21 protein-coding genes and 6 pseudogenes are annotated in these 24,327 nt (G+C 57.3%); 13 read left to right on the top strand and 14 right to left on the bottom strand.

What is annotated here, in order from left to right:
- Positions 1–6: 6 nt before the first annotated feature.
- Positions 7–764 (bottom strand): IS5 family transposase gene (locus tag VSR68_RS35735; protein WP_342944260.1). Its coding sequence is split into 2 segments (ribosomal slippage): positions 7–449 and positions 449–764, totalling 759 coding nucleotides; the frame shifts between segments, so codons are not numbered across the junction.
- A 63-nt stretch (positions 765–827) separates the two neighbouring features.
- Here VSR68_RS35735 and VSR68_RS35730 point away from each other — a divergent pair.
- The 4 genes and pseudogenes from VSR68_RS35730 to VSR68_RS35715 all read left to right on the top strand — a co-directional run.
- A pseudogene (locus tag VSR68_RS35730) lies at positions 828–1,223 on the top strand (IS110 family transposase); the annotation flags it as partial.
- Positions 1,224–1,556: 333 nt separating this feature from the next.
- Positions 1,557–1,759 (top strand): annotated as a pseudogene (locus VSR68_RS35725) (DDE-type integrase/transposase/recombinase); the annotation flags it as partial.
- A gap of 301 nt (positions 1,760–2,060) precedes the next feature.
- Positions 2,061–2,708, top strand: a complete 648-nt coding sequence (locus VSR68_RS35720; RefSeq protein ID WP_342944259.1) for a hypothetical protein — start codon at positions 2,061–2,063, stop codon at positions 2,706–2,708.
- 462 nt (positions 2,709–3,170) lie between these two features.
- Positions 3,171–3,536 (top strand): annotated as a pseudogene (locus VSR68_RS35715) (transposase); the annotation flags it as partial.
- 513 nt (positions 3,537–4,049) lie between these two features.
- Here the strand turns inward: VSR68_RS35715 and VSR68_RS35710 are convergent.
- Complete coding sequence (locus VSR68_RS35710) at positions 4,050–4,751, bottom strand: GntR family transcriptional regulator (RefSeq protein ID WP_342944258.1); 702 nt, start codon at positions 4,749–4,751, stop codon at positions 4,050–4,052.
- 726 nt (positions 4,752–5,477) lie between these two features.
- Between VSR68_RS35710 and VSR68_RS35705 the strand changes: the two genes are divergently transcribed.
- Both VSR68_RS35705 and VSR68_RS35700 read left to right on the top strand, forming a co-directional pair.
- Entirely contained in the window at positions 5,478–5,660 is a 183-nt protein-coding gene (locus VSR68_RS35705; RefSeq protein WP_342944257.1) for a hypothetical protein, read from the top strand.
- 253 nt (positions 5,661–5,913) lie between these two features.
- On the top strand, positions 5,914–6,474 hold the full coding sequence (locus tag VSR68_RS35700; protein ID WP_342944256.1) for a hemerythrin domain-containing protein: 561 nt from the start codon (positions 5,914–5,916) through the stop codon (positions 6,472–6,474).
- A gap of 642 nt (positions 6,475–7,116) precedes the next feature.
- On the opposite strand, the gene VSR68_RS35690 is transcribed toward VSR68_RS35700, so the two are convergent.
- Both VSR68_RS35690 and VSR68_RS35685 read right to left on the bottom strand, forming a co-directional pair.
- The gene (locus VSR68_RS35690) at positions 7,117–8,142 is read right to left on the bottom strand and encodes an IS630 family transposase (protein WP_342944255.1); all 1,026 of its coding nucleotides are present in this window, start codon (positions 8,140–8,142) and stop codon (positions 7,117–7,119) included.
- A gap of 72 nt (positions 8,143–8,214) precedes the next feature.
- Positions 8,215–8,340: pseudogene (locus VSR68_RS35685) on the bottom strand (IS5/IS1182 family transposase); the annotation flags it as partial.
- On the opposite strand from VSR68_RS35685, the gene VSR68_RS35680 reads away from it, so the two are divergent.
- Both VSR68_RS35680 and VSR68_RS35675 read left to right on the top strand, forming a co-directional pair.
- On the top strand, positions 8,284–8,511 hold the full coding sequence (locus VSR68_RS35680; protein ID WP_342944305.1) for a hypothetical protein: 228 nt from the start codon (positions 8,284–8,286) through the stop codon (positions 8,509–8,511). The pseudogene VSR68_RS35685 and the gene VSR68_RS35680 sit on opposite strands and share 57 nt — an antisense overlap.
- A gap of 451 nt (positions 8,512–8,962) precedes the next feature.
- Positions 8,963–10,327 (top strand): MFS transporter, encoded by a 1,365-nt coding sequence (locus VSR68_RS35675; protein ID WP_342944254.1) that lies wholly within the window; start codon positions 8,963–8,965, stop codon positions 10,325–10,327.
- Between the two features lie 192 nt (positions 10,328–10,519).
- Here the strand turns inward: VSR68_RS35675 and VSR68_RS35670 are convergent, their stop codons facing one another.
- The 4 genes from VSR68_RS35670 to VSR68_RS35655 all read right to left on the bottom strand — a co-directional run bounded on the left by VSR68_RS35670 (position 10,520) and on the right by VSR68_RS35655 (position 14,214).
- Entirely contained in the window at positions 10,520–11,152 is a 633-nt protein-coding gene (locus tag VSR68_RS35670; RefSeq protein WP_342944253.1) for a response regulator transcription factor, read from the bottom strand.
- Complete coding sequence (locus VSR68_RS35665) at positions 11,149–12,774, bottom strand: response regulator (RefSeq protein ID WP_342944252.1); 1,626 nt, start codon at positions 12,772–12,774, stop codon at positions 11,149–11,151. Before VSR68_RS35665 ends, VSR68_RS35670 begins: the two co-directional genes overlap by 4 nt.
- On the bottom strand, positions 12,771–13,721 hold the full coding sequence (locus VSR68_RS35660; RefSeq protein ID WP_342944251.1) for a hypothetical protein: 951 nt from the start codon (positions 13,719–13,721) through the stop codon (positions 12,771–12,773). The genes VSR68_RS35665 and VSR68_RS35660 overlap by 4 nt, the downstream gene beginning before the upstream one ends.
- 172 nt (positions 13,722–13,893) lie before the next feature.
- Positions 13,894–14,214 carry a hypothetical protein gene (locus VSR68_RS35655; protein WP_342944250.1) on the bottom strand — a complete coding sequence of 107 codons (321 nt, stop codon included), beginning with the start codon at positions 14,212–14,214 and terminating at the stop codon, positions 13,894–13,896.
- A gap of 225 nt (positions 14,215–14,439) precedes the next feature.
- Between VSR68_RS35655 and VSR68_RS35650 the strand changes: the two genes are divergently transcribed.
- The 4 genes and pseudogenes from VSR68_RS35650 to VSR68_RS42945 all read left to right on the top strand — a co-directional run.
- Positions 14,440–14,685: a hypothetical protein gene (locus VSR68_RS35650; protein ID WP_342944249.1), complete on the top strand. Its 246-nt coding sequence runs from the start codon at positions 14,440–14,442 to the stop codon at positions 14,683–14,685.
- Between the two features lie 26 nt (positions 14,686–14,711).
- On the top strand, positions 14,712–14,921 hold the full coding sequence (locus VSR68_RS35645; RefSeq protein WP_201662255.1) for a hypothetical protein: 210 nt from the start codon (positions 14,712–14,714) through the stop codon (positions 14,919–14,921).
- Between the two features lie 210 nt (positions 14,922–15,131).
- Positions 15,132–15,494, top strand: a complete 363-nt coding sequence (locus VSR68_RS42950) for a nitrogenase-stabilizing/protective protein NifW (protein ID WP_428983665.1) — start codon at positions 15,132–15,134, stop codon at positions 15,492–15,494.
- Between the two features lie 322 nt (positions 15,495–15,816).
- A pseudogene (locus VSR68_RS42945) lies at positions 15,817–15,992 on the top strand (IS5/IS1182 family transposase); the annotation flags it as partial.
- Positions 15,993–16,024: 32 nt separating this feature from the next.
- On the opposite strand, the gene VSR68_RS35635 reads toward VSR68_RS42945, so the two are convergent.
- The 6 genes and pseudogenes from VSR68_RS35635 to VSR68_RS35610 all read right to left on the bottom strand — a co-directional run bounded on the left by VSR68_RS35635 (position 16,025) and on the right by VSR68_RS35610 (position 23,100).
- The gene (locus tag VSR68_RS35635; RefSeq protein ID WP_012406728.1) at positions 16,025–16,900 is read right to left on the bottom strand and encodes a cytolethal distending toxin subunit B family protein; all 876 of its coding nucleotides are present in this window, start codon (positions 16,898–16,900) and stop codon (positions 16,025–16,027) included.
- A 361-nt stretch (positions 16,901–17,261) separates the two neighbouring features.
- On the bottom strand, positions 17,262–17,969 hold the full coding sequence (gene queE / locus VSR68_RS35630) for a 7-carboxy-7-deazaguanine synthase QueE (protein ID WP_342944248.1): 708 nt from the start codon (positions 17,967–17,969) through the stop codon (positions 17,262–17,264).
- A 179-nt stretch (positions 17,970–18,148) separates the two neighbouring features.
- On the bottom strand, positions 18,149–18,367 hold the full coding sequence (locus tag VSR68_RS35625) for a hypothetical protein (RefSeq protein WP_342944247.1): 219 nt from the start codon (positions 18,365–18,367) through the stop codon (positions 18,149–18,151).
- Positions 18,368–18,546: 179 nt separating this feature from the next.
- Complete coding sequence (locus VSR68_RS35620) at positions 18,547–19,770, bottom strand: ISL3 family transposase (RefSeq protein WP_342944246.1); 1,224 nt, start codon at positions 19,768–19,770, stop codon at positions 18,547–18,549.
- Between the two features lie 1,340 nt (positions 19,771–21,110).
- Positions 21,111–22,118, bottom strand: a pseudogene (locus tag VSR68_RS35615) (IS110 family transposase).
- Between the two features lie 22 nt (positions 22,119–22,140).
- On the bottom strand, positions 22,141–23,100 hold the full coding sequence (locus VSR68_RS35610; protein WP_342944245.1) for an IS5 family transposase: 960 nt from the start codon (positions 23,098–23,100) through the stop codon (positions 22,141–22,143).
- Positions 23,101–23,278: 178 nt separating this feature from the next.
- On the opposite strand from VSR68_RS35610, the gene VSR68_RS35605 reads away from it, so the two are divergent.
- The gene (locus VSR68_RS35605; RefSeq protein ID WP_342944244.1) at positions 23,279–24,313 is read left to right on the top strand and encodes an IS630 family transposase; all 1,035 of its coding nucleotides are present in this window, start codon (positions 23,279–23,281) and stop codon (positions 24,311–24,313) included.
- Positions 24,314–24,327 lie beyond the last annotated feature (14 nt).

Below are 24,327 nucleotides of genomic sequence, written 5' to 3'. Positions count from 1 at the left end.
TTCACACTATTTGAGCCCGTCGACAATGAGGGCGAAATTGATGAACGCGAGGAACATCACGTCCAATTTGTCGAATCGGGAAAAGATGCGGCGAAAGCCTTTAAGGCGGCGAAACAGGCGTTCCACTTCGTTTCTGCGCTTGTACATTTCGCGATCGTATTCCCACGGCTCAAGCCGATTGCTTTTCGGCGGAACCACCGGAATGAACCCCAGGTCGAGTGCGAGTTGTCGCGTCTCGTCGCCTTCGTACGCCTTGTCCATCAGCAGATGCAGTGGCCGATTGGGCGAGCCAAGGCTTTGCAACAGGGCTCGCCCCTCTGGCGCATCACCTGCCTGGCCAGCAGACAGGGCGAACGTTATGGCTGTTCGAGCATCCGCGGCAACCATATGAATCTTGGTGGTCCATCCACCTCGGGATTTTCCGATTGCTTGAGGTCCGTTTTTTTTAATGCACCGGTGCCATCAGGATGAACCTTTACCATCGTGCTATCCAGCGAGACCGCCTCGATCCTGATGCGAACGATCTGCTCACGCTGCAATTCAGTGAACACACGATCCAGCACGCCGTTGCGGGACCAGCGATTCATTCGCGTGTAGATCGTGTGCCATCGGCCAAAGCGCTTGGGCAGTCCGCGCCATTTGCAACCATGCTCGGCCACATAAAGAATCGCATTGAGCACCTGCAGGTTTGTCAGGCTGACATTGCCGCGTTGTCGCGGCAGGCAATGCTCAATCCGCTGATATTGGGCTTCGGTGATTTCCATCACCGAAGTATACGGTCAAGTACGATTAGTGTGAACAGGCCCTAACGAGATAGCCGAAATATTCAAACCGAGGGTTGCCGGCGACTTGCTACGGTTCCTGGCATCGGCCCGCTAGTAGCGACCGCGTTGTTCAGCAGCGTTGGAGATCCGTCGCAGTTCAAGAACGGACGACAGTTCGCGGCATGGTTGGGACTGACGCCGACACAACGATCGAGCGGCGGCAAGGCGAAGTTGGGGGGCATTACAAAACGCGGCGACACCTATCTCCGGACCTTGCTTGTACAAGGTGCGCGCGCAGTGATGCGTTTCGTGAATCGCCGCGACGACCGGCATAGTCGATGGATCAAAGCTGTGATGCAACGCCGACACATGAGTGTCGCGGCAATCGCTCTAGCGAACAAGACGGCGCGAATCGCCTGGGCCATATTGACGAGCAACGATAGCTTTAAGGTGGCGTAGTAATCTTTAATATCTCAGTACTTTTACCCTCTTCGCGATTGCGCAAGAAGCGGCAAGCATGGCGAACCGGTCGGACCGGCGCTTGCAGATCCTGATATATCCGGCGGCTGCATTACGAAGCCAGAAGGCCGATGAGGGGCAAGCGCGCAAACTTCCATGATGGCTCGTGCTGATAGTAAGCACATCAAAAGCCGAATGTACGGACGCAGTCGAGACCTTCAAATTGCAAACCGATCTTGCTCATAGGCGGGAGTCCATGTACGGATATAGAGCAGCAGCCCATCCTGTCTGTCATAACATGCGAGAACTGGCGCAAAGGGACGCGTTCATATAGAAATGATGGCCGAACGAGGTGTTGAGGTGGACCATTCGACGGTGCACCGCTGGGTCATCAAGCTCGTGCGCTGTTCGAGAAGGCGTTTCGCCGACACAAACGTCTGGTCGGCACCAGTTGGCGCATGGACGAGACGTACGTCAAGGTGGGCGGCCAGTGGAAACACCTGTACCGCGCGGTGGACAAGGCCGGCAACAATGTGGGGGCAAATCTTACTCCAGCGCCTTACTGCGACACCCCCTCGTCTGCCCCTTCTCACAACACGAGCCGGACATGCCGATGCGGTGGCCGGTGCATGCAGGGCATCGCTACGTGGACATCCTTCTCAGGGCCGCCGCAGAGAGATTGAGAGATTTCTGACAAGCCCCTCAGCAACGGTAGCTTTGTCGGCTTTCGAACACTGGCATAGCAAGCTGGGCATATCCTCGACAACCTCGACATTGCCGAGCCATGACACGCCTGCCCGCCTGCGCCTTGGCACTGCTCTTGCATTGGCGGCATGCGTGAAGTTTGGAGTGGCTCCAAACCGCTGCGACAGCCTCGCAGCGGGACGGCTATCGGCTCGCGCGTGTGATCAGATGTTCGTCACACCGATAGAATCGGCTCGTTCGGCTGCAAACCAAACGGATAGGCGTAAATGTTTGTGGAATATTTCAGATTTTAATGCATCCCAGTTCAATTGTCAGTTTGACTACATAATTGCCGCTGGAATATTTACGCATGCGAGCAAGACGCAAATTAAAACGTGCCTCACATCAGTATCGCGGAGTCTGCGATCAAATGGTAAATTTGTGACGGCTTTTCTGGCGGGAGATTCAGACAGCATCGGTACAGACTGGTCGTATCCAGAAGTTCAGTATTACAAGGCTTCAACTCTTCATTCGCTCGCCGAGCAATGCGGGTTAGACCTCGTTCTCATCGATGCTCCGCACCCACTGGGGCATCAATGGATTGTTCTTACACACGCAAAGGACCAGCAACACATTAATTACCACCTCGGATTTGATGCCTTCTCGTGGGAAGAATACCTTGCCTTTCAATTATTGAAACGAGGGATATCTCCCAAGAATCGTGAAGAGTATTTGCGTCATGACCTAAGCATGGTTATTCGCAGCGGTGACGAATCTGTTGTTCCGCAAGCGAAATCATGAGATCACCACAGAGCCTCACCGAGCGACTCGAAAGAATAAAGAACACCGTATCCCTGTTAGGTTCTGTGAACCGGTCTCGATTTCTGTATTCATCGCATAGGATGAAAGGAGCATCCCATGCCGCGGAAACCGAGTCCGGATTCTGCGGATCAGCCAACGCTGCCGTCGATTCCGAAGGAACTGATCGATCGCCGAGGCTGCGCCGCTCGTGTCGGCAGCGTTCAGATACTATAGTGCGCGCCATGGGCGCAGAGCTTGTTCACCATCTGGGCCAATCGCATGGAATGGCCTCGGAACACGACCAACCAGTGCAACGGCGACAAGAGTCTGCCGACGACGGTCCGCTAAGGCTGAAAATTTCACGCCACCGTGCTGGCACTCTCGATCCAATCCAGATTGACAACGTTCGACGATAAGACATCGCGATGTACGCGTGCGGCATGACCATGCAGGGAAGTCCAAGGTTTTGTGTCCGGGCAGCACGGCATTGAGATGTCTTCTAAAGTCATCAGCTCTGCCGTGTTGGACGAAGTGAGCGCCAAGCAGACCCGCCCGCTCGAGCCGATGTACCCAGTGGCGTTCTTTGAGGCGTTGCCCGTAAGATACGTGACGACGGGTGTATGCAACGAGCCCGTGTTCTGCCGCTGGGCGCGCTACCGGGATGGCACACACGACATTCTCAGCCTGTGGATCGAACAGATCAAGGGCGCGAAGTTCGGGATGAAGTTCCTTGGCGACCTAAAAACACGGTGCGTGCAGAACATCCTGATTGCCGCGACCGATGAACTGAAGGGCATGTCGAGGCGCTGGTCGAAGTGTTTCCGGTGATGACGCTACAAACCTGCATCGCGCATCTGATCCGCGACGCGTTGGAATATACGAACTGCACGCAGCGAACTAGCCGCCGCAATCTGACCAATTTTACACAGTCCCGAGCGCCGAGGCCGAACTGCTCGCCTTTGAACAGGGCCCGTGGGGCCGTAATCTGCCGACCGTTGTAGCAGTCTGGCACTAGCCCGGGGACAGTGTGATTCCGTTCTTTGCGTTTGCGCCCGCGGTTCACAAAACATCGGTCTCCGCAGCCACCTCCCTGGCGAAAATGCCGAGATCAAACACTTTGCGCCGCGAGCCATCACCGCCGGGTGGTACTGCGCCGCATATGAACGGAAGCCCGTCACGAGTCAGTTCGCAATCCTCTGCAAGCATCGATTTTACCAATACCGTTCCAGAATGGGAACAGTATCTGATGTTATGCGTTCGTACACTTTGCACAAGAAAATTTGGACACTTTCGAACTACCGCATCACGGTACCGGTCAAATTACATGACCTGTCCGGCAAACTATGAGATCAAACGAGCGATATGTGTGAGACCGAACGAAATGTAGTTCCGTTGTACTAGTCCAAGAGCGCGCATATCCCCAGCGCGCAGCGCCAAGCAACATTCCTCTAGCTCTCCGCTGAGGTTCTTAACCTCGTCGTCCCATAAAAGTTCCACAATATTGAGCCGAAGGCGCGATACTTGCAAGTAACAACGGTCATGCGTTTGGCGAACCTCTCCGTTCGTTATCAGACCGTTGATTACGGAATGCAACTCATGGAGGATCTGCCCGAATGCTTCGAAATTCGGCGGCTTGTGTTGCAGCGTCCTCGCTCTGAGGACCAGTCCTTGCATTCGCTCAAGCGCTTTGGGAGCGTGTGCTGGAGAACAGAAGTCACCAAGCATCTCGCTCAATTTTAGCCGGAATGCGTAGGTGTCACGGTATTCTCGGAGATCACCGCCCCTGACTATCGTACCAACGCCATTCCTTATTTCCACGAGGCCGTCGTACTCGAGCCTCTGAAGATTTTTCCGGATCGGTGTGCGACTGACCTGGAATTCGTCCGCAAGTGCAGTCTCCCCTAGTACGGTGCCGGGAGGATAATAGAGAGTGCAGATCCGATCACGCAACGTCTGGTGAATCTCCGACATCTGATAGCGGACTGCTGATGCCTTATCCACGGTGTCGGCACTTAACAGCTTTCTTTTTGCAATGCGTGCCATCAAAGACCTCTCCGGAGCGAGAAATGGGAACGGTCGTCTGCTACAGCGTGACCAAGTTTCTGCACCCGTTGCCGTAAAATTGCCAGTACTGCACTGGTAAAAGCTGTTGTCGCCAACCGTACATACTTGACATCGCACGGCGAAGCGTAGCCGACCGCCGTGCGCATTCCACGCGCGGTTCGCAGCGCCTCTTGAGAATCGCTAACCCTGCTTAACGGCCTGCGCTGGCCGCTGATTTGTCAATACCGAGAGGAAGCAAACGTTATGCGCACCCCCGCGCTCGCGAGACGGCGGGTTGACATCGCTCTGGCCAGGCAAGCGTGGCCGTCGGCCGGGAAGTGGCCGGCTGGATCACGGCCGTGAAGTCCACAAGCTGATCCGGATCAGCTGGCGTTGCCATTCTATCTGTGGACCCGCGAATCGGTGGCGCAGCTCATCTGTTACGTCGCGCGCAGAATGAGGAGCGGTATCTCGCGCTATTCGAGGTGAGGCGGGTAAGCTCCGTCGCGGGATCGGTAATATGACGTGGGATCCGCGCTCGAAAACATACGACAGACGGCCAAAGACCGACCGGGTGCGAAGTTCACCACCCTGATGCATTACATCTAGGCGGGCAACCGCCTGCAGGCAACTGATCTCGCACGCGCTCAAGAGCGCCGGCTGCACGCACACGCTGCTGTCCGACTCCGGGCTTGAACTGCTGCAACAGGACATTGAGGAATTCCGATGAACCGGCAATCCAGACGCACGAAGGCCCGAAACCGGCAAGCGGATGACATACCGCGTACGCCAACGCTGCCCGAACTCTCCGACGACGCGGCCGCGCAGATCCAGCACCTGCTCTCGGAATGGTTCCTGTGGTTCAGCGCGGAGTATCGTGAGCCGATCGGGCGCACCTACGAACCGTGATCGTGCCTCCGTGGACCGCGACAACCATGTTGACCGGCCGGCGTGCTGCTTGACGCTGTCCCAGGCTGTCCGTGCCGCGACCGATCTCTGCCTACCAATACCACAGTGTATTGATCTGCGTCAGTCCTTCTTGGCGGTGCACCTGGTAACATTTCGATTGTACCGGTCGCGCTGCGGCACTATCGATAACGCCGACAAGGGCTGCATTCACCGTTTGGTTCAGACAGTCTGTACCTGACCATGGAGCAATGTCATGCCGGACTCACTTTCTGTATGGCACACCGAGCACGTTAGTTTTGCCCGGCTACTCGATCTTCTCGAAGAACAGGTGGCTGTGCTGCATCGAGGCGAGAGTCCGAATTACGGGCTTATGAACGACATCCTTTACTACATGCGGAATTTTTCCGATCGTATTCATCATCCGCGCGAGGATGTCGCGTACGCTCGGCTTGCCAAACGCGATCCCGGGATTCAAGTCGTCGTGAATCGAGTCCTGCAGGAGCATCGCGTGATTGCCGCGGCCGGCGATGAACTCCTGAATCGCATCAATGAAGCCGCTGGAGATGTCATCGTCTCCCGCACGGCTCTGGAGGCGGCCACGGCCACGTACCTTGTGTACTATCGTCACCACATTTCTACTGAGGAGCGAGATTTGATGCCTCGCGCCGCGCAGGTGTTGACGGAACAGGACTGGGCAGCGGTCGATGCCGTCGTTTCTGCTAGCCCCGATCCGCGTTTTGAAGAAAAGGTGCTTGAGCGTTTCGAGGCGCTTCGCAAACAGATCGCAGTAGATGCGCGGATGCAATGCACATGAGCCCAGCCGCCGATCGCTCCTTGCGCAACTCGTACTGCAGGCAACCGGTTAATGGCTCTTCTTTCGCACATTCTGCCATCGTGGAACGGTCACGCATACGTAATGGCTGATCGATGATCGGCAGGAGTCCATCCATTCTGACATGAAGGCCGTCGTGAACGCTTGACGAATGATTCGCCTGCCGAAGATCGAGAGTCGAGACGAGACCTCGTCGCCCGACATCATTTGCCGCACACGATATTGTTACGTGCGCCGAACTGAGAACGTTGCAAAGCAGACTTGGGTCGCGAACCCAACGGGCACGGACCAGTAACCCCCAATTTGCTCGTGTGTAGTCGTGCAGAAGTCAAATGCACCGGCACCCAACTCAGTAGGAATCAGGCAAAGACGATTGCCTCCATTGACACGAGGCCCCGGCAGCCTGAAAACCAACTGGCTCTTTCGCAACAAGAAAATCGAGATGAGAAAGCTCTCAGAAAAAAATGGGAGCCTACGTAACTAGCGAGTGGGAACTGCTCTGCGGCGGTTCTGCCTATATCATCGTCTTGCAACTGCCCCTTGCGGTCCATAAGCATCAGTTCGATGCCGACAAGAACGATGCGCGCACACTTACTAAGTCGAAACAAAGTAACCGGACATGTGTCATGCCGCGTAGCGGACTGATGGATGTTGAAACATGGAACGGACCAAGGCAGGGATTTTCTGCAACGAGCGCAGAACCGCCCGAACACGCCGCTTTAGATGCCCGGGCCCTTTGATAGCAAGCTTGCCGATCTTGTGGTGTTTGAGATAACCCCATACGAGCTCATCCGGATTCAAATCCGGCGAGTACGCAGGCAGAAAGAACAGACAAAGGCGCCCATCTGATTCTGCGGCAAGCTCACGAATTGCCTTGCATCGGTGAACCGGATGGCCATCTGCAATCAGGAAAACGGGGGCATCGGCATTGAGCATCAGCCGCCGGACGAAGTCGACGTACACCGAGATCTTGAAACTACCGTCAAAACACATGAAGCGCAGTTGGCCACGCGGACTGACCGCCGAAATCAGATTTACCTTGAAGCGTGCGCCTGTGACTTCGACTACCGGCGTTTGACCGACCGGTGCCCAAGTCGGGCCGCTGTGATAGTCGGAGCGCACCGTCGATTCGTCGACGAAAAATGTCAGTGCCCCACAGCGTTTGGCTTGTCTCACAATCGCCGGATATTCCTGCCGCATCCATGACTCGACCGGTTCCGGGTCACGCTGGTAAGCACGCGCCAGCGGCCGCTGAGGTGAAAGGCCGAGTTTCCTGAGCAGCCGTCCGACCGATACCTCGGAAAGCCTGACGTTGAATTGTTCGCGAATCAACTCCCGCACCATGTCTCGCGTCCATAACGCAAACTCGAACTTCATCTGCATTGGATTCTTCGTTGTGACCGTCTGATAGACAAACCGGATAGCCTCGGACGACAGCTTCATCGGCCGGCCTGGAATGGCCTTGGCCCGTAATGCCTCGATACCTCCTTCGCGCCATGCCGCTAACCACTCGTAAATACGCGCCCTCGAAAAGCCCAGTGTGCGGATTACGTCTTCCGGTGACTCACCGGCCTCAACCCTCTTGACCGCGCGAATGCGGATCTCCTCGAGCGTTGCATGTGAAAGCTGTCGACCGTCGTTCTCACGCATCACGTCTCTCCCCAAGCCCCTTTAAGAGCTTAGGTCATCGTGTCGATTTATGTTCGCTTATTTATGCACGGGTTAGTAACTAAACGATGTTTGAAGCTGTCGCCAGCATATGATGCAGCAGGCCAGCTTCAGGAAAGCTTCATGGATGAAAGCGAAGCGTTCGAAGCGGATGCGCAAGCGTCGGAAGTTGTGAAGCCAGACGACAAGCAAACGGCTGTTCTGAACCCTATCGACGAGCAAGATCTATTGACATCAATTAGACGACAAGCGCAAGCGCCTAAGAATCGACACAATGACGGCAAACCGACATTTCGCAACCCGACATTGTCGGATGTTCGACATAGCGAAAGACTGGAAAATAACTTGTGAAAGAACTCGCAATTTTTTGTAATCGTCCTAAAGAAGAACATTCACAATGGAACGTGGACATAATGTCCAATCTCGGTTTCAGTAAACGTTATTTCATCTTCCTGCTATTTACGGGTGCTGGCTCAACTATTGCATGGTGAGAAGGCACAAAGGAAAGGAAACGCGAAAGTCGCGTACCGACTCCGTCCGCAACGAGGCAGTAGGCTTCCCTTTTAAATCATTCGTGCGAGGAGCTTATAGCCTCTGTGACACAAGGCACAACGTTCCGTACACCAAGCATACACTCTTCGGCTACGCGCACACGTCGACCATCCGCGCTATCAGACCTGAGGGCGGATTGAGTCCAAACCTGCAGAAGCTCCATGGCCTGCTCTATGAACAGAGAGAGTCACGCAACTGAACAATCAAAATGGTTAGCTCGAGTGTTGGCCGGAAAGCCCTGATCACGCCTATGATCGTCGCGTGCGCCATATTCATGGAATGTGTCGATGAGAACGTCATCGTCACGGCTCTGCCGACGATGGCACGCGATTTCGGGCATGATGCGGTGACGTTAAAAGTTGCAGTGACGAGTTACGCCGTTGGGCTCGGCGCGTTTATACCTGTCTGTGGCTGGCTCGCAGACCGCTTCGGTGCGCGCACGGTCTTTCGCTCAGCGATTGGCATCTTCCTAGTCGGCTCTCTCCTCTGCGTGGCGACAAATTCCCTCATCACCTTTGCGCTCGCACGCTTCGTGCAGGGCGTCGGAGGCGCGATGATGGTGCCGGTGGGCCGGATCATCATTTTTCGCGTTGTGCAGAGGGCCGATATCATACGCGCGATGAATTATCTCAGCGTTCCCGCGATGCTCGGCCCCGCCGCAGGCCCGCTACTCGGGGGCCTTATTACAAGCTACTCGCATTGGCGCCTAGCTTTCCTTGTCAACGTGCCTATCAGCATTCTCGGCATCTGCTTGACGAATAAACACATGGCAAACACCGACGAACCTCATCCGGGCTGCCTCGACTGGACAGGCTTTTTTCTGACAGGGGCGGGCACTGCTCTACTTCTGCTTGGCTTGTCCCTTATCGGTTCTGAACTCATTTCGAACCGCGATGCTTGCTGCATGGCTGTAATGGGCGTCGTATTGCTCGCCGGATACGTTGCACATGAACGGCGCACACCGCTGCCCCTCCTCGATCTGCACTTTTTCGACATACCGACGTTTCGCGCGAGCGTCCTCGGCGGATCGCTGTTCCGCATCGGCCTTGGCGCAATGCCGTTCCTGTTGCCTCTGATGCTGCAGGAAGGATACGGCATGAGTGCCTTTGAGTCAGGCCTCATCACTTGCGCGTCCGCTTTGGGTGCCGTGTTCACACGCACGGTTGCCACACGCGTACTGAAACGCTACGGCTTCCGTTCGGTGCTGGTGGTGAATGCCGCGCTCTCGGGCGTGTCGGTCGCAGCTCACGGATTTTTTTCCCCGTGCACACCAACGTGGGTCATCTGGGTAGTTGTGCTGGTTGGCGGCTTCTTTCCGGCGCTGCAATTAACGACCCTCAACTCGTTAACCTATGCAGAAGTCGCGAGTCGCGACGTTGGACGGGCAACGAGCCTCGGCAGTGCTGTGCACCGGATGTCGCTCGGTCTAAGCGTGACGATCGGCGGCATCATGCTGCAGATTTCCCGCCTAGCGAACGGGCACGCGTCTATCATGTGGTCGGATTTCTGGCCCGCGTTTCTGCTGGTGAGCTTGTGCTCGCTGGCGTCGATTCCCGTCACGCTGCGCTTGCCGCGTCGCGCAGGAGAGGAAATTACACGCGCCAGCCGTATCTGATCTTCAAACGAATTCTTCGCCGCCCGTCGAATCGCACACTTCACGATAACCACTGGTGAAATGGTCGCGCAGGTGGCTCGCGTATTGCCAGCAAGCCTGATGAAATCCTGTCGCGGGCCGCTGAAAAAAGATTCGGACGCCCCTGCAGAATGCTCGCGATACTCACTTATTCCTGCGTTCCGCGGCATCCCGCTACCCGACGATCAACCCGTGCCGGATCGCGTATCGGATCACCTCGGCATTGTTGGAAAGCCCGAGTTTCTGCATCAGTCGCATCTTGTGTGTACTGATCGTTTTCGCGCTGAGCGCGCACGCGTCGGCGATTTCGTTGATGCTCCTGCCCGCCGCGAGCATCTGCAGCACCTGAAATTCGCGGTCCGACAGCACTTCGTGCGGCGGCACGTCGCCGCGATGTGTTTCGAAGACCATTGCATCGACGAGTTTCGGATCGATGAAGCGGCCTCCGTCCGCGAGCTTGCGGATCGCCGCGAGCAGCACGTCCGGGTCGCTGTCCTTGGTCAGATAGCCCGTCGCGCCCGCGCGCAATGCGCGCGACGCCACCTGCGCCTCGTCGTGAATGCTCAGCACGAGTACGGGTAGCGAAGGCTGCTCTGCCCGTACTCGACGGATCAGATCGACGCCGCTGATGCCGGGCATCGTCATGTCGAGCAGGAGCAGATCGACGACGCAACTGCGCAGCTTGTCGACCACTTCTGCCCCTTGCGCCGCTTCCGCCACGACGACGATATCGCTTGTGGTTGCGACGATCTGCCTGAGTCCGCCACGGACGATCGCATGATCGTCTGCAATGAGTATCCTGATCATGTTCGAGGTCCGCCATCGAGCGGGATGTGAATCGAAACCGTGGTGCCCGCGCCCGGCGCGCTGCCGATCGAAAGCGATCCGCCGATCAGCCGCGCGCGCTCGTTCATGCCAAGCAGGCCATATGAGTAGTCGCGCTTCACCAATTGCTGGTCGAAACCGCGACCGTCATCACGCACGTGCAGTTCGAGCTTCTCGGGCGTCAAGATCAGCGTCACGACCACGCGCGTTGCGTCGGCATGACGCGTGACGTTCGTCAGGGACGCCTGCACGATGCGGAACACAGCCGTCGCGTGCGCATCCGACAGCGCGGGCTCGCCACCGACGATGCGCAACTCGCAAGGAATCGGATTGCGGCGGTTGAACTCGTCGACCAGCCATTCGAGCGCCGACACGATGCCAAAATTCAGTGCGGCCGGCCGCAAATGACTCGCGACGTTGCGTACCATCCAGATCGTGCCTTCGACCAGTTCGCGCATGTCGTCGGCTTTTTTCATTGCTTCCGGATCGTGCGTGAGGCGCATCTTGAGCAGCGACACGTCCATTTTGAGCGCAGTCAGCAGCTGGCCAAGCTCGTCGTGAATCTCCATCGCGATGCGCTTTCTCTCCTCTTCGCGGATCGCCTCCATGTACGCGGACAGCTCGCGCTGCTGCTCGCGTGATTCGACGAGCTCCTGTTCCATCTGCTTGCGTCCCGTGATGTCGTTAAGGCCGACATAGATCGCGGGCGAATCGTCGTAGGTCGCGACGCGCGCCGTCGCTATCGCCCAGAACTGCGTGCCGTCGGGACGCCGGAACTGCACCTCCGCATTGCGCAGGCTGCCCTCCGTCCTCAGATGCTGGATCAGATGCTCGCGCTCGCCTGGATCGGCGTAGAAATCCGCGATATTGGCCGACATACCTTCACCCATGCCGAGGAGTCCACGCAGCGGCTCGTTCGTATACAGGATGCGCCCCGCCGGCATCGATGTAATGCACAACGGCACCGGACTGGTTTCGACGATCGCGCGAAAGCGCGCCTCGCTTGCCTGCAGGCGCGCGTCCGCGCGCCGCCGCTCATCGATTTGCGCCTGCAGGTTCGCGTTGGCACGCGCCAGTTCTTCGGTGCGCAACGCGACGCGCCGTTCGAGGTCGTCGCGCGCCCGCGATAGCGCAGCCTCCGTTTCCTTGCGCACAGCCACTTCGGCGAGCAGCTGCCGGTTCTGTGCGAGAAGCTGCTTGTGCATCGCGCGCAGCTCAAGATGCACGCCGACGCGCGCCAGCGTCTCGTCGACGCGCAACGGCTTGGTCACGTAATCGACCCCGCCCGCCGAAAAACCCTCGACGCGATCCTCGTCGCCCGTCAGCGAGGTCATGAAGATCACGGCGATATCGCGCGTGCGTTCGTCGCGCTTCAGACGGCGACACGTCTCGAAGCCGTCGATGCCCGGCATTTTCACGTCGAGCAGGATCACGTCGGGCTGCGCGAATGCCGCGCGTTCCAGCGCTTCGATGCCGTCAAGCGCGACCAGCACGCGGATGCCGCGCGCTTCGAGACTGTCGACGACCATGCCGAGATTCGCGGGCGTGTCGTCGACGATCAGGACCGTGCCCGTATGTGCGACCGGGGCGGCGAGAGGGCTCATGATGCGGTGCTCCCCTCCAGGTACCGCTCGACGAGTTGCAGGATCGCCTTCGATTGATACACGCGCGCCAGTTCATGCAGCCGCGCGGCGAACGCTGCATGCGCCGGATCGCTTGCCGCGATGCGCTCCGCCCACTGAATGATGCCGCGCATGTTGCTGTCGCGCGCAAGCTGATGAAATTCCGAGGATCTGCGCATAACCAAGGATGCAGTTAAGCGGCATGCTTCGCGCTCGATGGACGCCTCGCGCTCGTCGAGATACGCACGATGCAGGCGCATACGCATCCCGTCGAATGCCGACGCCACGCGGTCGATCTCATCCGCCTCGCGCGGCGGCTCGTGAAAATCGCAATCGTTGACAGCGCGCGCGATCGCCGCGAGATGCCGCTTGACGAGCCGCCACAGGATATAGAACGTGAAGAGCGCGACCAGAAACGTATTCACGCCCTGGCTCACGAGGATCACGAGCGCGGTGTGCACAAGCTCGTGATAGAGATTGGCGAGCGTCGCCTCCACATACAGGGTGCCGATGCGCTCCACCTTGTCCTGCACGCGGTACAGGATCGGTAACTCCCGCGCGACCGTCATCTCCTTCATGCGCTCGCCCACGGCCACGACCATCGCTGTGCCGGCCGATGGCAACTCGCGCACTTGGGCGGCGCGAATATCCGCGAGGAGAAGCATGCCTTCCAGTTCCAGCTTCACTTGCGGCTGATCGAGCTGCCATAGCGCTTCGCCGAGACTGTCGCGATAGCTGCGGTCGATATCGACGAGACGGTTCTGAATCTGCGCGATGCCGCGCTCGTAGTCGCGATAAAGCTGCACCGCCGTCAGGATCAGCGTGATCGCGCAGCTAAAGACGAGCACCGTACCGAGCAGCCGCAGCACCACACTGCGCCGCACGTAACGGAGCCCGCTCCACCATGCGTCGAACCTGTCGAGAACCATATCTTCCCGTAAGTGCCGCCTTTGTGTGTGTCCTATTCTGCACTCGATGCCAAAGCCCGGTCTACCGCGCCCCACCCGGGTTTCAAACGTCCGATGAAACAACGCGCCCCCGCCGCAGCGATTGTGCCCTGCCCGCATGTCTTTGCGCGTTTATGACCGCGGTGTCCTTTTGTTATTCCGGCACCTCGCCCACCGCCATCATCCGGACCGTGCGCGCCGGACGTTCTACCAGTTCGTCGATCAGATCGGCCATTTCGCACAGCGCCTGAAAGCCGTACGCGTCGAGCTGGTCCGCGTGATGGCGCCGCAAATCTCGCATCGTTTCACCCAGCCGCCGCAGAGCGCCCGGCGCACTGTCGGCCAACAGCCAGCAATGCAACAGATACGCGAGCGGCGTCACACTGCCCGTCTCGCACCAGGTGTCAAAAAGCCGCAGACAGAGCGAATCGACCTGCTCGACAACGTTCTCCCGCTCGGACAAATAGGCCATCATGATGCATCGGTTTGACATCGCGTTTTGATGGCTCATCATCTCCGATCAGAAACTATGCCGCAGTCAGCGCACGCGCAAAGACGGTCGTGTGACATCCTGATTCCCGCGTCGGAAAACCCTGACGGCTGAAATCAGCGCTTCCTGAGACGACATTCCGCCGCCGCCGATTGGGCGCGCGCGCCGATCCCCCGTAGCATCGATTCATTGTGCATCGCGGGGAAAGTCATGGCGGGTAACAGATCGCTGCGCTCTCAGGTCGAAAAACCGGTCGGCTCGACGCGAGGCCGGACAGCGCGTGTGCGCCTGCTGGAACGCTCGCGCTCCGGTGGAACATGTCGCGTGTGCATTCAGATCGACCGGCCGACTGGCTCGTTCTCCCTCTTCTTCTTTCGCCATGCCGACGGCACGTGGCACGTGTTTCCGCCGGACAGGCGCCGACCGGAGATGGGGATAGGCCGCAAGGCAGCCTGATCGTTCTGCAAGCCAAGGAGATGTACATGCACGACGACGCCTCGAATGCATTGCCGCAATATGTGATCGAACTGCGCGCGTGGCTCAGCGACTGGTACGACCATGCGTTCAATGTGGGCTACATCCGGCCGCCCTTCACACTCGACGAAGCGATTGCGGACCGCCTCGAGGGGTACTTCAAGGCGGGCCTGACGCCAGCAGAAGGCGCGATGGCGTTCTTCGGCTCCGTGCATTGAAAGGCAATCGATCAGGTTCGAAGAGTTCGATGCCCGTCTGTCGCGCCTGCTGGGCTTGATGCCCGCAGGGCCGAGTAACGCCCTGTGTTCAACAACAAGGCGCGCAGCGTGCACGCTTTGCCGATATCCTTGACGTGCTCGATCCATTTTCGACCTACGAAGCCTTTGCCTTCTTCCAATAGGGACTCCAGCTAGAAATGCGAGCACTGATTGGACGAGGATGTACTGCAATTCTTTGGCATCGCGTTCGACCAGAAGGTTGCGAGCGTCGGCCGCCTGCACATCCTCAGACGCTTCTCGCCCCTTCCAATATTTTCAGCCACGGAAGCCCTGCCGCATGACAATGCGACGACCCTGCTCACCGTCTATCAAGGCCCGCGCCAACATGCCTTCAACATTTCGTCGTGTCCCCGCCCGCTGCGGAGAACGTATTCAAGGTTGTTCCAAGGAATCGAGGGACACCGGCCCATCTCTCTCGACAATCGGCAAGCATCGTTGCCGACGTGTCGTACCGCCTGGCCCGGAGTGTCGCCATGCACGCACATCGTCGTCTGCGTCCCAGCAGGCTCCTGATTCGGCGCTGGGGACCACTTCGGCGCTCATGTCATGTTGCTCTGCACGGGACCGCCCCCAAGCCGAAGATGCATTCCGCAAGTGAATCATGGTGCCTACGACGCCGTGCTCGTCACCGATCGCGCGTTCGTCGGTGCAATCACGCTTGCGACCCGTATGCGTTCGCTACCGCCATCCTGCAGATCGCAAAGAACAGGCGGTCGATATCGCCTGCACCAAGGATCATTACCATTGACGAGATTTCTTGCAATCACGGTAGCTGCTGCGCGCGGTCTTTGCGTGTTCGGGGCAGATTCTCCTTCTCCTGCGCGTCATCGCCGTTCGGCCGGGAAGCCCATGGCGCCACCTGCCAGTGTGCTTCGTCCGGTAACAGACCGCGTTTACGTTTTTCCCGATTGCGACGGTGTCTGGCAGCGGGTTGCGCAGCCATTGGCTGGCGAAACGAAAGTCGAACACATCCTGATCGCCTCGACCATTGGGCGTGCACACCAACGTTCGCCTTGCCAATCATCTTTGTCGTTCTCGCTCGTCTATTTCTTCGGCCAAAGTAAAACAGGAGAATGATCTGATACCAACTGCCCAATTAGGCTCGGCGTAAATAAGCTGCAATCAAAATTAGGGCCGCCGGATGGATTGTTCAGCTGTCCAGCAATCCCATAGTCTAGATTGTGGCCGCTTGTTCTATGGGTGGGCCGATCCTCATACTGGAAAGTCACGTTTCTATATTCTTGCGGATAGCTTCTCCGAAGGAGGTCGCGCAATTGATTGGGCTCGCGATTAAAATCACCAGCAATCAACCATTGGTCCGATATCTGATTTTGATTAAAATACTCCCAAACTCGAGCAACGATCGCTCCGGAATCCGTTCCGCCGTTTGCCAAGGCATGAATCCCGAAATAATAGTCAGATCCGAGTCTGATTCCCAGTATTGGCCTTGCTCCACTCCAAGCCCGCGGTCTAAGCAAGATTACTTGATCAGCCTTTTCTTTGCTGAGAATAGCCAGATTTACTCGATTGGCACCAGTATCGACTCGCGAAAAATACACGTAGTAATCGATTGGCCTTCGTGAGGTACCCAAATTCCAGACATATTCGTTTATAGGAGCGACAACCAGATCCGGGTTCACTAATCGGCCTTCCAATGGAAGTGGCGGATTAGTCGTAATTGATGCAGGTAGTGTTCCAGCCTCCTGTATCATCATAACATCAATGTGCCTTGAAACGGGTATCGGTCCGTCATCCCGATTTCCAAGTAGCACCGTACGAATATTTGAATTCCATTTACTCTCCGTGCTTGCGCTGGAGCCTTGGAGATTCCAAGTCACTACGCGACGATCGTTGACTGCCGTCCACGCATTACCAGGAAAATAGATTATCAGAAGAATAAAAACTGCCAAAACTCTCATCGGTTCACCTTCTTTTTTTCACAAATACAATTCAATGGAGTTACACAACCGAGTATCAGGCGCCGTGCTGGTAGGTAAAATCCCATGCCACGCCTAAACCGAACGACATATCGATCTGAATCGTAGCGATTCAACGGATATCTCGTACTGCGTGCCCATCGCGAGCGCCACGGCGAAACGGCCTAGGCGAGCCGCTCGCGTTCGGGCGTGATGCAAATCCATCCCGCACGGGCGCGTTCGTCCACACGAGCACGGGAGAATGCCCGGACGGGAGCGGCGCTTGGTCAGGGTGACGCAACTGCCCTCGATCAGCTTGAGCATCGTGGGCGTGGACTTTCTTCCTCGGGCTGGAATGATGACGCTACCTGATGTTGATGAACTTATTCGTCTGCAACGAGACGCGCCAGCCGTAGCGGTGCGCCGCCTTCATGCAGATGCCCGTGGCGCGGGACGACAGACTCAGCGGCTGCAACCAGATCGGGGTGCCCCGCGCGCGTTGGATCGGGTCAAGTCTCTCGAGCACGATATCAATGTCGCGCTGCTTGCCGACCGGATACTTGATCTCGTTGGCGCGCGCCAACGCCTCATCGAGCACCGGGCGTCCACTTGGCATTCCGTACTTCGGGCTCGTGGTGACGAAGGTGCTCGGCGTGACGAGCGGCACGTAAGTGCCCGAGGTTTCGACCTGGACACGGTGATGCCACGCTTCGAGCTTCGCGATCAGCGGGCGCAGGTCGTACATGCACGGTTCGCCGCCCGTGATGACTACGTGCTCAGCGTCTGCCGCCCGCACAATGTTCGCGAGCGTCGGCACGTCACACCACGCATAGCTGTCGCACGGCCGCCCGGTTTTCTCACCCATCGCCCCGACACTGATTTCGCGCTCTGGCATCACCTGCCACGTGTGCTTGCTGTCACACCACGCGCAACCCACCGGACACCCTTGCAGACGGACGAACACTGAAGGTGTGCCGGTGAAGCTGCCTTCGCCTTGTAACGACTCGAAAATCTCGTTGACCGGATAACTGCCAACGGGTGGAACGGCTACAGACGGTACGTCACAGTGCATCTGCGTGTCTCCTAAAATCAAAGTCCGACCAACCACACGTCGGTGGCTTCCAGCATTTCGAGTGCCGAGTGCGCTCACCCAGCCACTGAAATATGTAATCGGCGGTTGGATTGAACAGGGCCACTGTGAACACCGACGTAATCCATGCCGCGCACGTATGCATAGAACGGGTCTTCGGTTCACAGCAGCATGGGATGATCAAAATGGTCCGAAATAGCAACGTCTTGATTTCGCCAAACTCGAATGACGCGCCCGACGCCATGAAGGGAGGTGGCTCGAAACACAATGTAGACGCGGCGGTAGTTGTGCCATGCAAGCTCTGGCACCTTGCTTTCATGCCCATAACCATGCACATTGGGAATATCAAATTCGACGACACAGATCGAATAGTCATCCACAGTTCTATTCGCTGGTGATTTAGGTATTCGTCATCGTAATGGGCATAATCATCCTGATTCCACTATCGCGACACAGTCAGTTGATGTCAGTTTGCCGCTTCCGCCGCGAACTTTAGAAGGAGGAAGTGCCTTTGATTCTCTAAAATCGGCTATTTCAAAAGTGGAGTGGGTAATGCGGCTCACGAGGCATGTGGATTGAAGGCCGAGAAGTCGAGCTTGCCCGCGATCAGGAACAGCACGGTGCGCATGGTGTTGAAGCTGGCATACCCGCGTGCCTTGCGCTTGGCAGCTTGAAACAGGCCGTTAATGGCTTCAATGAAGCCATTGGTCTGGCGCGTCTGGGCCCACGCGACGATGCCGTCGAAATGACAAAGGATCATTCGTGCGACATCCTTCATGAGTTCAACCTTGGAACGCATGACGTTGCTACACCAGCGGCGCAACATCTTGGAGACGACGTGGATTTGCTTGCGATCGAGAATCTCGCGCAGTTGTTCGCGGTACATCCAGGCGCGGGCGGTGCGATTGGTCGTGTACTGGCTGATCAGCACCTCGAGATCGGTCAGTTGCGCGAGATTCAGCTTGTCAGCATCTTTGAGCAGCGACCAGCGCATGCCCTTCAGTCCGGGATCGGTCTTCTGCTGCTCGCGGCGCACGCCATCGAGGGCTTTCGAGGCGTGCGCCACGACATGAAACTTGTCAAAGGTCACGCGCGCATCGGGCAGATGCTCTTGCACGCCCTTGATGAAGGCGGGCGACATGTCAATGCTCACCGATTTGATCTGCGCAGGCGTTGCGTTATGTTGCTCCAGGTGATTGGCAAAGCGTTCGACCGCGCCTGCATCCTTGCCTGGCGTGACAAAGACCACGCGCCTGGCGTCCATGTCGGCGACCAGCGAGACATAGTCGTGGCCCCGTCGGCACGAGGTTTCGTCAATGGACACCGCAGTGACTTCGGACAGGTCAGTCGCAGCCGCCGCCAGGTCCACGTAACGATCACAGATGGCCTTCACGCGATGCCACGACAGGTTCACCAGGCGCGCTACCGCCGCAAATGTCATCTCCCGGCACAGCGTCAGCACGAGCGCTTCAAACAGCAGCGTAAAGCCATCGAGCTTACCCATCCAGTCAGGCTCTACGAGCCGCACCGAGCCGTCCGGCAGGCGCACACGCGGGACACGCACCTCCTGGTAACAGTCGAACTGAAAGAAATTGAGGTGGCGCAGTCGTTTGATGACCGTGTCGTGCACCGGGTGTTCGCCCGGCACCCCGGGATAGGCAAACCGGCTGCCCGCAACAAAGTCCACCGCAATCGTCAGTTCCGTGCCCAAATCGACACCTTGCACATACCACGGCGCCTTGATTCCCAGGGCGGCTTCAAACAGTTGGGTTTGGTTCGTCATAATTCGCGTTGTCTTGCAGGGCTGGTTGCAGCATTCTGCCGCAACCGACCCCTCTGCCAGCTTACTTCCGCCATGCGCGTCAAGTGTTCGCTTCGCCGGGCTGACGCCCGCACTTGACCCGGCAACCACCCACTCGAGATTCAAAAGAACCCTAAAATCGCGCTCCGTCAGATGTCGAGAGACGGTCTGGCGTAGTACTGCTCGTCGGTAACCGGTTTTAGCCAATCGACACGTTTTCTGTGATGCTCCTTCTGGAGCGCAATCAGCCTCACGGAGGTCCATGGTGACGCACCGTGCCAATGCTTTCGGTTCGGTCCAATGCACACCATATCTCCAGCATGTATGGCCACAATTGGTTCGTCTTCACACTGCATCCACCCACATCCCGCTGTCACGAACAATTGTTGGCCTAACGGGTGAATATGCCAGTGTGTTCGGGCACGGGGCTCAAATGACACTATCGTGCATGACAATCCGGCCGGTAATGGCACACCGCGTGGGAGACGGGAATGTATGGTACCGGTACCCAAATCAGCAAGGCTACGCATCGACGGTGGCGGGTTCGGTCGATCACAATGCATGTTCTTCAACTCCTTTGTTAGCGGTCGCGCCTTCAGCGGATACTCGAGAACTCTATAACCGTTATTTGTCCGGCGACGCTTTCGTTAGAGCCAGCGAATCCGGTCCTTAAGGTTGACCTCCCATGGCCGCTGGCTGACAGCATCGTCGACGCGAATGATCAAGGGATAACGAGTTGTCGCGTGCTGTCGAGTGCTCATTGTCTGGAGCGTGCCCATGCAAACGGCTTTCTTGCAGGTTTCGTGCCATGCACGCTCAGCATTCTATCCAGCGCGTTTCATTTCTATTTATCCCACTTCATTCCTTGTGTACGCATCGGATACCGTCATGTCATCTTTGCTACAAAACATCCACGATCGTGTAACAAAAAACACTCAGCTGATCTTTTGTGTCGGGGCGATATGAGCTTGATGGACGGCCCATCGGAGAAATGTGATCCGCTCCCTAGTTAAGCGGTCTGTATACGCGGGCATGCCTGTGGTGCGACGGAAGACGGAACCGGTACGGAGCGAGACAAGCGCACAATTCACTTCGACAGTGCGTTCGCGTTTGAGTTCGGTGGGGAGCACTCCTCATGCGCGCATTCTACGGCTTTGGCGCGTTACCGAAGTCAAGTAGAATATTTCGAGTCGAAAGGTGCGCCAATCCCATGGCAGAGACGAAGAGACTGCGGAGGACGCTACCCGTCGGTATTAGCAAAGTGGTGAAGCGGCCGCAATGCGGATGTTTTGCCAGTGGAAGAAATTTACGTCTACAAGCGTTCAGACAGAAGGTTTCGATACGTACGCGGGATCGAAGCTTCTACCGTGCGCAAGGAGGGCCCAAATGGTCCGGGCGATCTTGTTCGCAAACGCGACCACGGCAACATTCCACGGACGTGTCTGCAGAAGCCGCTCAAGCCACGAAGATCGCTGCTTGCGTCTGGCGACGACAGCTCGAGCACAGTGAATGACGAGAGTACGCAGGTAGGTACTTCCCCGTTTACTAATGCTGAGAAGGCGGACTTTGCCTCCTGTGCCGGCTTGGCGCGGAACCAGACCAAGCCACGCAGCGTATTCACGGCCGGAACGAAACTCTTGACCGTTCCCAACATCAGCAACCACGGCCGTCGCAGTGAGCAACCCGACGCCTGGGATCGCGAGCAATCGCTTGCACCGCTCATCGTGGTGCCGAAACGCATCGAGCTTCTTCTCAATCTCGTCGATCCGACCGGTCAGGTCCCGTATCAGTACGCTTTGTGTCTGCAGAGCGTCGAGAACCATAGCAGGAATTCGGCCCTCGAGTGCCGCAAACGGTTCGTTCAACGCCTTCATGCCCCAGTGTCTGCCCTCTGGAAGGGCGACGCCAAATTCATAGAACGTCGCACGGATCTGGTTGATTTGTGCCGTACGCGCTTTTACCAGTCCGTCACGCATCGAATGAAGTGCAAGCACCGCCTGCTGATGTTCTGTCTTCACAGGAACAAAGCGCATGCCGGGTCGCTGGCCAGCTTCCCAGATAGCCTCGGCATCTGACGCATCGGTCTTGTTGCCCTTCACAAAAGGCCTGACGAACTTGGTCGCGATGAGCCGAACTTCATGCCCGAGTTCACGTATCGTGCGGGCTCAGTAATGGGAACTATCGCACGCCTCCATCACAACCACACTGTGCTGGCGACGACAAAAGAAGTGTGCCATCTCTGATCTGCGAACCATCATGCGCAAGATCTCGCCGGTCTCCGAATTCACCGTGTGGATCGGCGTTGTTGCATAAATCGGGTTTGAAGACAAAGGTGCTTCTGTGGTCGTGAATTCAGGAAATGCGAACGGATTGCGGGCGTGCGAGTGCCGTCATTCGGTTAAGTACGCCCACACGAATTGCGACCTCGGTCGCTTGCGAGCCGATCGCGCGCGCCCACAGACGATTGCCGGTGAGCGTCTTGAATCGATACATGAGGTTCTCGACCAGCGAGCGCCGGTGATAGCCGCTACGCTTCTTCCATTCTCGTCGGCCGTCTCGCGCTATTGCACCGATGGCCTCGTTGCGCCAAGCCGAGCCGGGCGTGTTCCCCGACCAGGGCCTTGCCCCTTCGCGCGGCGGAATCGCCGGTTGTGCATCGCGCGCGGCAATCGCCCCGTGGCATTGCTTTGTGTCGTATGCACCGTCTCCACCGACAGTATCGATCGCGTCGTCCAGGGGGATCTGGTCGAGCAGCCCGGGCAGGACGTCGGCATCGGCGACGTCCTGATGCGTCATCAGCGCAGCACAGACTTGGCCGGTCTTCGCATCCAGCGCCAGATGCACCTTGCGCCACGTGCGACGCTTTGCGTAACCGTGCTTGCGCACCTTCCATTCGCCTTCACCGTAAAGCTTCACCCCTGTGCTATCGACAAGCAGATGCAGCGACTCGCCGTTGCGCATCGCAGGCAACGCGACTTTCAGCTCCTGCGAGCGACGGCTCAGTGTCGTGTAGTTGGGTACCGGCAGCCCGGCGAAGGCGAGTGCGCGCAGACTTTGAGCAAAGCTCTGAAGTGCCCGCAGCGGCAAGCGAAACACCTGTTTCAATCCGAGCAACATCTGAATCACTGCGTCGGCGTAGATGCATGGCCGCCCGCGTCTGGATGAACCCGTCGCGGGCGCGTGCGTCAGGACGCTCTCGTCGATCCACATCGTCACGTCACCTCTCGCGATCAAGCCCGCGTTGTACTCAGCCCAGTTGCTGACTCGATAAACCCCTTTGGGCTCCTGCCTCTTGCGATCGTCTTTGCGCATCTTCCCGGGCAAAAATCGAGAATGTACGCAGTTCAACCAGAAGTTAAGGAAGGTCTGCAAAAGTCCTGGCAATGACGCCCCGTTCAGCTATCCTGGAAGCATCGCGAATTACTCATAAGTCAGGAATTTTGCGGACAGATGACCTATGCTTGAGCGATAGCTATTGAGAGCATCGCCCATGAAACGAGATGGCCGGAGCTTGGCTCATAACACGCTCGAAGAGATGCGTATTCTTGCAGTTCAGCGTATGGCTGAAGGCGAGCATCCAAATAATGTTGCCGCGTCGTTTGGAATGCATCGCTCGTGGGCGTACAAGATCAGGGCGCAGGCGCGCGGCCGTGGTCGTGGTGTGCGAGCGCTGCGATCGACCAAGGGCACAGGTCGACCACGTACGCTTACTGCGACGCAGGAGCAGCGGGTAATGCGCTGGGTTAATGGCAAGAATCCAATGCAATACGGGTTTGATTTTGGCTTGTGGACTCGCAACCTGGTTCGTGAACTGGTACGACAGAAATTCGACGTCACGCTGAGTCTGGCTTCGATCGGTGCGATGCTCGCGCGTCTGAACCTGACGCCGCAAAAACCGTTGCAGCGTGCTTATCAGCGTGACCCGGAAGCTATCGAGCGTTGGCAGCGAGACACCTATCCGAGCATTGCCAGGCAAGCGCGTGAGCAGAAGGCTGATATCTTTTTCTGGGACGAATCGGGCTTCCGTGCCGACTCGGTTCATGGCAGGACGTGGGCGCCGCGCGGTGAGACGCCGGTGGTCGAGCGGCCCGGCGAACGGCAAAGTATGAGCGCCGCGTCCGCTGTCAATTCGAAGGGGGCTTTCTGGTTTGCAACGTATGACGGGGCGCTTAGCGGCGAGTTGTTCGTGGAACTGCTCAAGAAGTTGATGTTCAATCGGAAAAAACCGGTTCATTTGATCGTCGACGGATTGCCAGCGCATAAGAAAGCCGTCGTTAAGGACTATGTCGCTAGTACGCAGGGCAAGTTGACTTTGCATTTCCTGCCCGGTTATGCACCGGACCTAAATCCAGATGAACTGGTGTGGAGTCACGTCAAGCGGACCGGCGTCGCGCGACGCCCGCTTCAAAAAGGTGAAAAGTTGGGCTCAAAAATTCACGAGCAGCTTTCACAAATCAGGCGCGATCCGAGCCTTGTTCGATCCTTTTTTAGGCATCAATCTGTCCGCTATATTTCTGACGTGTGAGTAGTTGAGGAGAA

Source organism: Paraburkholderia phymatum (assembly GCF_038900715.1).
In the GTDB taxonomy this organism is placed as follows: domain Bacteria; phylum Pseudomonadota; class Gammaproteobacteria; order Burkholderiales; family Burkholderiaceae; genus Paraburkholderia; species Paraburkholderia phymatum_A.
This window is presented reverse-complemented; position numbering and strand designations above follow the sequence as displayed.